This window comes from Clostridioides sp. LIBA-6622 (assembly GCF_056716095.1).
Genome location: NZ_CP196998.1, coordinates 2,179,795 through 2,192,139, shown reverse-complemented (window position 1 = coordinate 2,192,139; position 12,345 = coordinate 2,179,795). Strand labels below are relative to the sequence as shown.

Sequence of the window (12,345 nt, the reverse complement as noted above, 5' to 3'; positions counted from 1 at the left end):
TATATGAGAGAATTTTCAAAAACTAAATTAGGAGTATTTATTTAATATATATAATTAGAAGGTATCAACTAGAGTTAGTTGTTACCTTCTTTCTTTTTTAATAAATTTAAAGTTTATAGAACAATATATCTTCTTCTAATTGAATAATACAATACTCCTGTTATAATTGCTACTACTACTATTATTGTAATTTCTAATCTTCTTATGAATAAACCTATTGCTATATATTCAAAGCCTATTAAATAGCTATAAAATATCTCTAGTTTAACAGTTCTCTTTCTATCTATATTCCCATATTTTGATTCTAATTTATTAAAATATTTTTCACTACAGAAATTAGTTTTATGTTTAATAAAATATCTTATTGTAGTTCCTATTATAATCCCTATTCCAATAAGTATAATATTGATATTACCAAAACTCATAGTAGGTACCTCCTTTAAAATTTAATAAAATAGAGCTGAGTTAAATTTTATTTTTTTTAGTAAATAAATGTGCTAAAAAATAAAATATACAAGCTCCTATTAGCATTCCAAATATGGTGTCAATTTCTATTTTCTTTTTAAATATAAAAATAAGTATCAAATAAGAGATAAGTATACCTAATATGTAGTATAGGAAAAAAATTGAAAGCTTTCTTTTCATACAATCACCAACTCGTATAAGATTTATTTTCCTTAATTAAAGTATAGCAGTAGTATATAGATAAAAAGCGTCTAAAATATTACAAATATATACAATAAAAAATAATAATGATGTAGTATATATCAAAAAATTAATTGTAAAGATGACATACAATAAACGTAATTTACCTGATAGATATTCTAGATATAAAATAACTAATGTTAGTAAAGGTGATAAAAATATAATTTATGTACTTTTGAATAAAAATCATCATTATAAAATATGGTAAGTTAATTTATATTTGTAAATAAAAAATAAAATTAAAAAGTTTTATATAAAAATTATTATATACTTCTTTGGGGCTGCATGATTTGTAAAAGAATACCTATGTTGTTGGAAACTTTAATATAATTTTATAATCTATAACATATTTGGATAAACTATGTAATGAAATAAAAGGAGGTATAAGCAAATGGAAAATTCTATGTTTTGCTATCAATGCGAACAAACAGTAGGTGGAAAAGGATGTACAAAGATAGGAGTTTGTGGTAAGACACCAGAAATAGCAGCACTTCAAGATTTATTAATTTATCAATTAAAAGGTATAAGTTGTTATGCTAAAGTTCTTATAGATAATGGAGAAGAAATAGATAAAGAAATAGTTTCTTTTGTAGAAAATAGTCTGTTTACAACTTTAACGAATGTTAATTTTGATGGTGATGTTCATGAAGAGATGCTTAGAAAATCACAAGAAATAAAGCAGAGATTAAGAGAAAAAATTAAAGAGCCTATAAAAAGTAATGAATATACTGAATATAATTTGAGTGATACAAGAAGTCAAATATTAGAAGATGCTAAGAGAGCAGGAATAATGTTTGATGAAAGTCTAAATCCTGATATACGTTCACTTAGAATGACAATACTTTATGGATTAAAAGGTATAAGCGCTTATGGACATCAAGCTAGAGAACTTGGATATTATAATAATCAAGTAGATGAATTTTATTTTAGAGCACTATCATCAATTACAGATGATGACTTTTCTTTAGAAAACTTAATAACATTGACTCTTAAGACTGGAGATATGAGTGTTGCTGTAATGCAAAAACTAGATGAAGCTAATACTACCATTTATAAAAATCCAGAACCTCATAAAGTAAATGTCAACATAAAAAAAGGACCTTTTATAATAGTATCAGGTCATGATTTAAAAGATTTAGAAACATTACTTAAACGAACTGAAGGAAAAGGGATAAACATATATACTCATGGAGAAATGATTCCTTGTCATGGATATCCAGAATTAAATAAATACTCTCATTTAGTGGGTAATTTTGGTGGAGCATGGCAAGACCAGCAAAAAGAGTTTGATTCTATACCTGGATGTATATTAATGACAACAAATTGTTTAATGAAACCTAGAGATTCTTATAAAGATAGAATTTTTACAACTAGTGTTGTTGGATGGGATGGCGTAAAGTATATTGGTAAAAATGAAAATGGAGAAAAAGATTTTAGTGAAATAATAAATAAAGCATTAGAATTAGGCGGATTTAAGGAAAGTGAAGAGCCACATGAAATATTAGTTGGTTTTGGACATAATGCTACATTAAGTAATGCACCTGCAATAATAGATGCAGTTAAATCTGGAAAGATAAGACATTTCTTCCTGATTGGAGGATGTGATGGAGCAAGACCTGGTAGAAATTATTATACAGAATTCGCTAAACAAGTACCAAAGGATTGTATAATTTTAACTCTTGCATGTGGAAAATATAGATTCAATAAGTTGAATTTTGGGGAAGTGGCTGGATTACCTAGATTGCTAGATGTTGGCCAATGTAATGATGCTTACTCAGCAGTGAGAATAGCTTTAGCTTTAGCGGATGCATTTGACACAGATGTAAATAGTCTACCTCTTTCAATAATATTGTCATGGTATGAACAAAAGGCAGTAGCAGATTTGTTGGCATTATTATCACTAGATATAAAAAATATATATTTAGGACCAAGTTTACCAGCATTTATAAGTCCAAACGTACTACAGTATTTAGTTGACACATTTAATTTGATACCTATTAGTACTCCTGAAAAGGACTTAGCAACATGTTTAAATGTTCCAGCAAAATAACAATAATTGTAGATTATAATCAAAAAAGAGTGTATTTAAACACTCTTTTTTAATCGTTTTCATCTTCTACATATTCAAGTATATCTCCTGGTTGACAGTCTAAAGCTTTACAAATTTCATTTAGAGTAGTAAATCTAATGGCTTTTGCTTTTCCAGTTTTTAATATTGATAAATTAGCATTTGTAATATCTATTTTTTCGGCTAAATCTTTAAGTGATATTTTTCTTTTTGCCATCATTACATCCAGATTAACTATAATTGCCATAACATCACCTCTATATTGTCAAGTCATTATCTTCTTTTATTTTTATAGCTTTATCAAATGTTTCAGCAATTACAAAACACATTAGTGCAAATATAAAAGAAATAACCATAAGTGGTGAAATACCACCATTATCACTTCCAAAGATTATTATATTGTTGGTATTCAAACCATAGCCATTGATACATTCAATTATGGTATTTACTAATAAACAATATCCCATTATTTTAAATCTCTTTACATTTTCAAATATAAAAGGTGAGTATTTAGTACTATTAATTATAAATATCAAGAACAAAATGACTATAAAGTAGTCAGAAAAATATAGTATTCTCGCAATTAAAGTAATTAATTTGTCAGAACTAAAATCATATAAAAACATAGGTATCATACACAAGAATGTTATACCAGCAACACCTAAAATTGATAATATAAAATATAGAAAGACTGATAAAATGTTACTAAAAAATTTTGTAATCATAAAAAATATTTTCTCCTTAACATAGATTATATTATTGATTATAATATATAATTTATTGTTTTTCAATAATAAATTATTGACATAACATATGAATTTATTATAATATATATTAAAAATAAGAATGTATAAGGTGGTAAGTTTATATGAAAAGGAATATAAGTTCTAAAATATTAAATAATATTGTATTGGTTGGAATAATTTTGACTTTATTATCACTTACTTTAGTGCCATTAGTATTGACTGCATATTTTAAAAGTGGTGTAGGTATTAAAGATACAAATATACCAACTGTTATATCAGTAGCTATATATATATGTGCTATCCCATATGTTGTGTCATTGTTTATATTAAAAAAATTATGCAAATTACTAGCAATCAATAAACCATTTTCAAAAGAAATACCTAAAGATTTAAGAAAAATATCTGTATGTGCATTTAGTGAGATTTTTATATTTAACTTTGTAGTAATAATATTATATTATTACTATGATATCTATTTATATGCAATTACTATAATACCTTCAGTTATAGTATCCTTTATTTCATTATCAATAGGATTTTTGACTTTAGTTTTATCAATTTTACTTGAGAAAATTATTGAAATAAAAGAGGAAAATGATAAAACTATATAGTATACTTAAAATTTGAGTAATAAAATTTTTACTATGATTATTTTATAGTTAATTTTATTAGATTTATTTAATATCATAAGCTTAGTGTTACAATAAAGATGAATATCTTAATAAGAAATAAAAGATTGGGTTTTATATATAACTGTAATTTATTGATAGTAACAAGTCAAAATTATCTAGAGTATAGAAGAGAGAGGAAAAAATAATATTTGTACCTCTCTCTTCTATGTCAATTAGTTGTTCATTATTGCTTACAGTTCTGTACACTTTCAAAGTTTTTAAATAATAATTAATGTATTTTCTATATAATTATATTAAATAACATCAAAATTAAAATTAATTAAATAAAGGCTTATAAACAATGTAATCATAATAATATTGTTATTTTCTATTTAAGTGAAGTATTTATCCATTCATATAATGCATTTAGTTCTTCTGGGGTATTAAACCAATGTTTGCTATTTTCAAGAATAGTTAGACTGCAATTAAATTTTTGTACAAATTTCTCTACAACATTGATTTCAGTAAGTTCATCATACTTACCATATAATATTTTTGTTGGGACATTCCATTTAGTAATAGGATGTTTTTTTGCATATAACAGGTATTCCCAAGAAAGAGTATGTCCAAATGAAGTTGGAATAATTAATTCATGTTTAAGTTGTTCTTCTGATACATTTGCCCAAATCATCATATTTGAAATGAGTTGTTGCATATCAAGAATTGGAGATACAAAAATACATTCTTTTAAATTTTCCTTTTCAAAGCTTAACATACTATACCATGCTCCAATACTATTTGCATATAAAGAAATTTGACTCCAATTACACTTTGCATATTCCATAATAGTTGATAGCTCTGGAACAACATGCCATGGGTCAAATAAATTCTTTTCTTTTTTACGCTCTCCATGTTCTGGTAAATCTATACTTAAAACCTGATATCCATGATAAATAGCAATATTGGCAAAAGCTTCAGCCTCTTCTTTATAACCTGATTGTCCATGTATGTAAATATACAATTGATTTGAAGGAATTCCCCAAAGAATTGAAGGAATTCCATGAATTTTAAAATGTTTTTTTTCCATAAAAATCTCCTTTCAGTTTGTTATATTAGTTATTTCTATAGTTAAGGAAATTATAGAAATAATATTGTAATAAAATAGCTTAATATAATACTAATTATATTAGCAATAAAACTAATATGGTTAGTATTGTATTAAATTGAAATCAAATTGTCAATGCTTTACAATAGTATAAAGTATTTTATAAGTTTAAATCATTGACTGAACTAATCAGATTAGTTAAACTAATAAAGTAATTAATTTTAAATGAAAGAAGGAAAATTATGCGTGTTAGTAGAGAAATAGTTATACAAACTGCTTCAGATATAGCTGATAAAGATGGACTTAATAAGATTTCTTTAAAAGTTGTTGCAGAAAAGCTAGGTATACGTACACCATCTTTATACAATCACATAGAAAGTTTAGATGACTTACTGCTTGAAGTGGCTCATAATGGAATGAGAAAAATGAATAATCAGATGGAAAAGGTGGCTATTGGTAATTCTGGAGATATAGCTATAAAATCTATAAGTATAGAATATTTTAATTTTGTAATTGCTCATCCAGGTGTCTATGAAACAATACAATGGGCTACTTGGCATGGAAATAATGAAACATTAGAAGTGTTTGGTGAATATAAATCCTTATTAGAAAAACTTATTATTTCTTGTAATCTAAAAATAAAGAACACAGACGCAGTGCTAAATTTGATAATGAGTGTATTGCATGGTTATTCGACGTTGCAACTTAAAAAAGCACTTGTGAACCAAGAAGAAGCTATAAAAGGTCTAGCTGATTCCATTGATACTGCTCTATTAGGTATTCATAAAAAATATGATTAGTAGGAAATTCTTAGAACTATATGATAATATAATAAATGTTTGGTATTATATATCTATTCATAAATTATAAAAATATAATAATGAAAAATATCTATTGTTTATATATAAAGCTATTAGTTTAATAATTAATTTGATTGATATATTATCAAAAAGGATATAAAAAAATAAATCAGAGTTCCATATTATTAATGTGTGTTTTAAAAAACAAAAGAGATAGAATTATTTTTAAGTATTAATAAAAAGCAAAGCTATTATAAAATATTTAAGAGACTTTGCTTTTTATTTTATTTATTATATTATATTACAAATTTCATAGGTGTAAAACGTATGCCATCAACAGTTTGCTCAACATCAATATCTTTAAATCCTAATTTGTGATAAACTTCAACTGCATAAGGGGATGAATTTACAGTGATTTCAGTTAAAGTGGTTTTATTATTAGTACAATATTCTATGCCTGTAGACATTAATTTTCTTGCAGCACCACATTTATGATAATTTTTATCTACAAATAGCATACATATGTGGTTTAATTCTCTAATAGATAAAACTCCTATTAATGTTTCATAATCAAAACAACCCCAAAAGAAGAGTGTTTTTTCTTTGACTTTTTCAATAATAGAGTTATATTCTATAAATTCATGAAATGAATTGATTCCCTCATCACAATAATCTGGAGACTCAAATTCTTCAAATACATTCCATATTAAATTTAATGCATTTCTAATATCCTGTTCTTTTAATTCTCTTATTAAATATTCTTTACTTATCACAAGCAACACCTCTATTATTAAAAAATTTTATCATAAGTATATATCTTGAATATATTTAAGTCAATACAACTTGTATATATATTAAAAATATTATGATAATATATAATTTGTATACAATGTAGATACACTATAAAATGTATTTAAACATATACGAATTAGTAATTTAAATAAGTTTAAAATGATATTATTTAAAAAAATATGACATAACATTGTCATATTTAAAATGTTAAAATAAAAATATATAAGTGATATTTATAAATTATTATATAATTAGAAAGGGAGATAAATATGAAAATTATTGATATAAATATAAATAACATAGACAATGAGCATATATGTTGTTCAATTTCTGAAAAAAAAGGAGAAAATTGTGTTTTTTCTAAGAAACTTTGGATGAAAAATAATTTTGATAAAGGTCTTGTTTTTAAACGACTTGATGTAAGAGGTAAAGCTTTTATAGAATATATTCCAGCAGAAAATGCATGGAGTCCTATTGTCGCAGATAATTACATGTTCATTAACTGCTTTTGGTTATCTGGAAAATTTAAAGGTCAGGGATATTCTAATTTATTACTACAGGAATGTATTGATGATGCAAAATCAAAAGGGAAATATGGATTAGTTGTGCTTTCATCAAGTAAAAAAATGCCATTTTTATCTGATTCTAAATATCTAAAATATAAGGGATTTTGTTTAGCTGATACATCAGAACCAAATTATGAATTATTGTATTTTCCATTTACTGATAATGCTCCTGTTCCATGTTTTAAGGATTGTGTGAAGCAAAGAAAATTAAACGAAAATAGCATAGTTTTATATTATAGCAACCAGTGCCCACACACAGAAAAATATGCCCCTATTTTAAAGAAAATTGCAGATTCTAGAGGTATAGACGTAAATCTCATGAAATTTGAAACGACAAAAGAAGCTCAAAATGCTCCTGCACCATTTACTACATATAGTCTTTTTTTTAATGGTGAATTTGTGACTAATGAGATACTTTCTGAGAAAAAGATTGAAAAATTTTTAGATAGTAAATTTCAAAAAATTTAACTAAAAATTAATATAAATATTATAATCTCAAATTATAATATTTTATAATTTAATATACTTTAGAAGTTTCTTAAATTGATATATGATAATATAAAATAACATAGTATTAGGAGGTGATGAATATGAAAAGACTCTTTAAACAGATTAAAATATATACAAACAATAATAGAAGGATTGTTATTGTATCTGATTAGGAGTTTTTTTATACCAATTACAATCTTTCTCTCAAAAAGGAGAAAAAAATGATATTAAAAACAAAAAGATTAACTTTAATTCCACTATCACTGCGTCAACTTGAACTTTGGATTTTCAATAATACAGAGTTAGAAAAAGAATTAAATTGTACTTATTGTGCGGAACCAGTAACTGGATTTTTTTATGATATTGTAAAAGGACAATTAAATATTGCTAGTAAAGATAAAAAAAATATATTGTTTCATACATTTTGGTTTATTATGTTAAACGAAAATCGTAAAATTGTAGGAATAGTTGATTTTAAAAATGTACCTAATTTTCATGGCGAAATTGAAATTGGTTATGGATTAGGTGATAATTACAGAAGACAAGGATATATGACAGAAGCTGTTGAAAAAATGTGTGATTGGGGATTGAGTCAACCAAATGTATCTTCTGTAATAGCTGAAACTGATATAGAAAATCTTGATTCACAAAATGTTTTATTGCGATGTGGGTTTAAATTGTATCTAAATTCAAATACAAAATGGTGGAAATTAATCATATAGAAAATATTTCCAAAATTTTATAAATTATATTGACAAAGTTAAAAAAATAAACTATTATATAAAACAATAAGAAAAAGAAAATAAATTTAAATTCTATGAAAAAGAGAGTAGCATAAAAGGAATTGATAGAGAGCTGGGAATGGTGGAAGCCTGGTAGTGAATTTTATTGTGAATAGAGCTTTGGAGGAGATTGTCAGAATTGATAGTATGGCAATTGGTGAGTCTCGCCTTAAGAGATTAGAGTGGGTAAGATTATCTTATCAATTAGAGTGGTAACGCGGGTGTATATTCGTCTCTTGGTCTTTGACCAAGAGGCTTTTTTAATTTTAAGAATTCATTTGCAGATACTTTTTAATTTGATTTGTAAGGTTTAGTATAATTTTGCCAATAAGAGTGGTACCGCGGAAATTCGCCTCTTAGTATTTATAATACTAAGGGGCTTTTGTTTTAGTTAGAAGGTTTTAATCTATGTATTATCAAATGATTATTATATGATAAATAGGGAAATGGAATTCTAATATTATTTTAATATAAAATGGAGGGAATAAAATGAGTAAAATAAAAGCTGGAATTATTGGTGCAACTGGATATGTTGGAGCAGAATTGCTGAGATTATTAATAAATCATGATAAAGTCGAAGTGACAGCAATAGGTTCAAATTCTTATGTAGGAAAAGATATAGTTGAACTATACCCAAGTATAGGATACAAAAATAGCATGATATGTATAGAAAACGAAAAGGTTATTGATATGTGTGATGTTGTATTCACTGCTCTACCACATGGAGTTAGCGAAAAGTTTGCAATAAAAGCAATTGAATCTAAAAAGAAAGTTATAGATTTAGGTGCTGACTTTAGAATAAAAGATGAAGAAATATATAGTAAATGGTATGGAGTGTCATTTATAGATGAGACTTTACATAAAAAAGCTGTTTATGGATTAAGTGAAATATATATAGATGATATAAAAGATGCAGATATAATTGCAAATCCAGGATGTTATCCTACTAGTATTTCTTTGCCACTGATACCATTATTAAGTTCGAAGTTAATAAAATGCAATAATATAATAATTGACTCTAAATCAGGTCTTACAGGAGCTGGTAGAGCATTATCATTTAGTAGTCACTTTACTGAAGTTAATGAAAATATAACTGCATATAAAATAGGTAAGCATAGACATACTCCAGAGATAGAACAAAATTTAAGTGAAGCGTATAAAGGAAAAGTGAATGTAGTTTTTACACCAAACCTAATTCCAGTAAATAGAGGAATATTATCAACTATATATTGTGCAAAAGAAGATAATATTTCTATAAATCATATACATAAAAAATTAACTGATTATTATGAAAATAAAGAATTTATAGAAGTTCTTCCATTAGGCAAGGTAGCTTCTTTAAAGAATGTTAAGTTATCAAATAAATGTGCAATATCATTACATGAAAATGGAAATACATTGATAATTTGCTCAGCTATAGACAATATGATTAAGGGAGCAGCAGGGCAAGCTATACAAAATATGAATATAATGTTCGGTATTGATGAAACTACAGGTTTAAAAAATATAGCACCATCATTTTAGGAATAAAAAATACTAAACTCATATAGGTAGGAGGAGAAAAATGGAAATTATAAAGGGTGGAGTTACAGTTTCAGAAGGATTCTTTGCTTCTGGAATTCACTGTGGCTTGAGAAAAAATAAAGAAAAAAGAGATTTAGCCTTGGTTTATTCAGATGTTTTATGTGATGCAGCAGCAGTAGTTACTCAAAATAAGGTAAAAGGAAATCCTGTTTATGTGACACAGGAGCATATAAAAAATGGAAAAGCGCAGGCCATTATAGTAAATAGTGCTAATGCTAATACATTTAATGGAAAAGAAGGACTTATAAATGCTTATAAAATGGCCAAATTCACTAGTGATAAATTAAATATTAAGGAAAATGATGTTTTAGTTGCATCCACAGGTGTCATAGGAAAGCCATTAAATATAGACTTAATAGAAGAAAATATGGATGAATTAGTGAATAATCTAAGTAAACAAGGTCATATCGGAGCAAGAGAAGCAATTATGACAACTGACATTATAAAAAAAGAAATAGCAGTAGCAATAATGTATGGAGATAAAAAGATAACTATTGGAGGAATGGCAAAAGGTTCAGGGATGATACACCCTAATATGGCTACAACTTTGGGATTTATAACTACTGATGCAAATATTGAAGGAGCTCTGTTAAAAGAAGCTTTAAAGGTCGCTGTTGATAAAAGCTTCAATAGAGTTAGTGTAGATGGAGATACAAGTACTAATGATATGGTAATGATTCTAGCAAATGGAAAAGCAAAGAATGAAAAGATGAATAAAAAAGATGAACATTATCAAGTATTCTTAAGTGCGCTTACATATGTTTGTATAGAACTTGCAAAATTGGTTGCCAAAGATGGAGAAGGATGTACAAAATTAATTGAATGTTATATAAATGGAGCATTAAGTGAAGAACATGCAGTAAAGTTAGCAAAAACAGTTATATCTTCTTCACTAGTAAAGACAGCTGTATTTGGGGCTGATGCAAACTGGGGAAGAATACTGTGTGCTTTAGGATATGCAGGTGAAGAAATAGATATGGAAAAAGTGGATATTATTTTTGAGAGCATGAAGGGATATATTGAAGTATGCAAAAATGGAAATGGGCTAGATTTTAATGAAGAAAAAGCAAAAAAAATTCTTGAAGATGATGAAATAAGCATATTAGTAAATTTAAATATGGGAAATGCTCGAGGAAATGCATGGGGATGTGATTTAAGCTATGATTATGTAAGAATAAATGGAAGTTATAGAAATTAGGAGGAAATATTTTCATGATTAATATAGAAAAAGCAAATACACTTATAGAAGCTTTACCATATATAGAAAAACATCAAGGTAAGACTATTGTAGTTAAGTATGGCGGAAGTGCAATGAAAAAAGATGGTTTAAAAGAGTCTGTCATGGAAGACCTTGTACTAATGAGTTATGTTGGAATCAATATCGTTTTAGTACATGGTGGAGGGGCAGAAATTAATAAAATGCTCGCAAAAGTAGATATAGAAAGCAAATTTGTAAATGGACTTAGATATACAGATGAAGAGACTATGGAAATTGTAAAAATGGTACTTGCTGGTAAGGTAAATAAAGATTTGGTGAATAAAATACATACAAAAGGTGGAAAGGCAGTGGGACTTTGTGGAATAGACAATAATATGCTTTTATGTGACCCATATAAAAATTATGAACTTGGATTTGTAGGTGAAATAAAAAAAGTAAATGTTGAGCTTATAGAATCTTGTTTAGAGTCAGGTTATATTTCAGTAATTGCTACTATAGGCGTTGGAGAGGATGGAGAAACTTATAATATAAATGGAGATACAGCAGCTTCTGCTATAGCTAAGGAGTTAAACGCAGATAAACTAATACTTCTTACAGATGTACCTGGTCTATTAAGGGATCCAGATGAAGAAAAATCATTAATAACAGAAGTTATATTAGAGGATGTTGACACATTATTTGCAGAAGGGATAATTACTGGAGGTATGATACCTAAAATACGTGGTTGCGTAGATGCTTTAAATAATGGAGTAAATAGAGTGCATATTTTGGATGGAAGAGTTCCTCATTCTATAATAACAGAGTTATTTACTGATAGTGGTATAGGAACATTAATAAGAAAAGAAGATGAATAGAAATAAAAGTAATATATAAGAAAA

The 12,345-nt window shown here is 26.4% G+C and carries 13 protein-coding genes and 1 other annotated feature; of the genes, 8 read left to right on the top strand and 5 right to left on the bottom strand.

Annotated elements, in window-relative coordinates; all coding sequences use genetic code 11:
* Positions 1 to 113: 113 nt before the first annotated feature.
* Entirely contained in the window at positions 114 to 425 is a 312-nt protein-coding gene (locus tag ACTG47_RS10605; protein WP_479924513.1) for a hypothetical protein, read from the bottom strand.
* 671 nt (positions 426 to 1,096) lie between these two features.
* Here ACTG47_RS10605 and hcp point away from each other — a divergent pair.
* Positions 1,097 to 2,755: a hydroxylamine reductase gene (gene hcp, locus ACTG47_RS10600; protein WP_479924512.1), complete on the top strand. Its 1,659-nt coding sequence runs from the start codon at positions 1,097 to 1,099 to the stop codon at positions 2,753 to 2,755.
* A 49-nt stretch (positions 2,756 to 2,804) separates the two neighbouring features.
* Here hcp and ACTG47_RS10595 read toward each other — a convergent pair whose 3' ends face one another.
* Both ACTG47_RS10595 and ACTG47_RS10590 read right to left on the bottom strand, forming a co-directional pair.
* A complete protein-coding gene (locus tag ACTG47_RS10595) occupies positions 2,805 to 3,020 on the bottom strand; it encodes a helix-turn-helix domain-containing protein (RefSeq protein ID WP_021384856.1) in 216 nt (71 codons plus the stop codon).
* A gap of 10 nt (positions 3,021 to 3,030) precedes the next feature.
* Positions 3,031 to 3,498, bottom strand: coding sequence for a DUF2975 domain-containing protein (locus ACTG47_RS10590; RefSeq protein WP_169468910.1), 468 nt, complete (start codon positions 3,496 to 3,498; stop codon positions 3,031 to 3,033).
* Between the two features lie 143 nt (positions 3,499 to 3,641).
* On the opposite strand from ACTG47_RS10590, the gene ACTG47_RS10585 reads away from it, so the two are divergent.
* Positions 3,642 to 4,130, top strand: a complete 489-nt coding sequence (locus ACTG47_RS10585) for a DUF2975 domain-containing protein (RefSeq protein ID WP_479924511.1) — start codon at positions 3,642 to 3,644, stop codon at positions 4,128 to 4,130.
* Positions 4,131 to 4,518: 388 nt separating this feature from the next.
* On the opposite strand, the gene ACTG47_RS10580 is transcribed toward ACTG47_RS10585, so the two are convergent.
* Entirely contained in the window at positions 4,519 to 5,217 is a 699-nt protein-coding gene (locus tag ACTG47_RS10580) for an alpha/beta hydrolase (RefSeq protein ID WP_169468915.1), read from the bottom strand.
* 260 nt (positions 5,218 to 5,477) lie between these two features.
* Between ACTG47_RS10580 and ACTG47_RS10575 the strand changes: the two genes are divergently transcribed.
* On the top strand, positions 5,478 to 6,035 hold the full coding sequence (locus tag ACTG47_RS10575; RefSeq protein WP_479924510.1) for a TetR/AcrR family transcriptional regulator: 558 nt from the start codon (positions 5,478 to 5,480) through the stop codon (positions 6,033 to 6,035).
* 296 nt (positions 6,036 to 6,331) lie between these two features.
* Here the strand turns inward: ACTG47_RS10575 and ACTG47_RS10570 are convergent, their stop codons facing one another.
* A complete protein-coding gene (locus tag ACTG47_RS10570) occupies positions 6,332 to 6,808 on the bottom strand; it encodes a GNAT family N-acetyltransferase (RefSeq protein ID WP_479924509.1) in 477 nt (158 codons plus the stop codon).
* Between the two features lie 288 nt (positions 6,809 to 7,096).
* On the opposite strand from ACTG47_RS10570, the gene ACTG47_RS10565 reads away from it, so the two are divergent.
* The 5 genes from ACTG47_RS10565 to argB all read left to right on the top strand — a co-directional run bounded on the left by ACTG47_RS10565 (position 7,097) and on the right by argB (position 12,321).
* Positions 7,097 to 7,861 (top strand): YoaP domain-containing protein, encoded by a 765-nt coding sequence (locus ACTG47_RS10565; RefSeq protein ID WP_479924508.1) that lies wholly within the window; start codon positions 7,097 to 7,099, stop codon positions 7,859 to 7,861.
* A 242-nt stretch (positions 7,862 to 8,103) separates the two neighbouring features.
* Positions 8,104 to 8,604, top strand: coding sequence for a GNAT family N-acetyltransferase (locus ACTG47_RS10560; RefSeq protein ID WP_479924507.1), 501 nt, complete (start codon positions 8,104 to 8,106; stop codon positions 8,602 to 8,604).
* A gap of 86 nt (positions 8,605 to 8,690) precedes the next feature.
* Positions 8,691 to 8,904: a binding site (T-box leader), on the top strand.
* 249 nt (positions 8,905 to 9,153) lie between these two features.
* Complete coding sequence (gene argC / locus ACTG47_RS10555; protein WP_479924506.1) at positions 9,154 to 10,188, top strand: N-acetyl-gamma-glutamyl-phosphate reductase; 1,035 nt, start codon at positions 9,154 to 9,156, stop codon at positions 10,186 to 10,188.
* A gap of 40 nt (positions 10,189 to 10,228) precedes the next feature.
* Entirely contained in the window at positions 10,229 to 11,446 is a 1,218-nt protein-coding gene (argJ, locus tag ACTG47_RS10550) for a bifunctional glutamate N-acetyltransferase/amino-acid acetyltransferase ArgJ (protein ID WP_479924505.1), read from the top strand.
* 14 nt (positions 11,447 to 11,460) lie between these two features.
* Positions 11,461 to 12,321, top strand: a complete 861-nt coding sequence (argB, locus tag ACTG47_RS10545; RefSeq protein ID WP_169468926.1) for an acetylglutamate kinase — start codon at positions 11,461 to 11,463, stop codon at positions 12,319 to 12,321.
* The last annotated feature ends 24 nt before the right edge of the window (positions 12,322 to 12,345 follow it).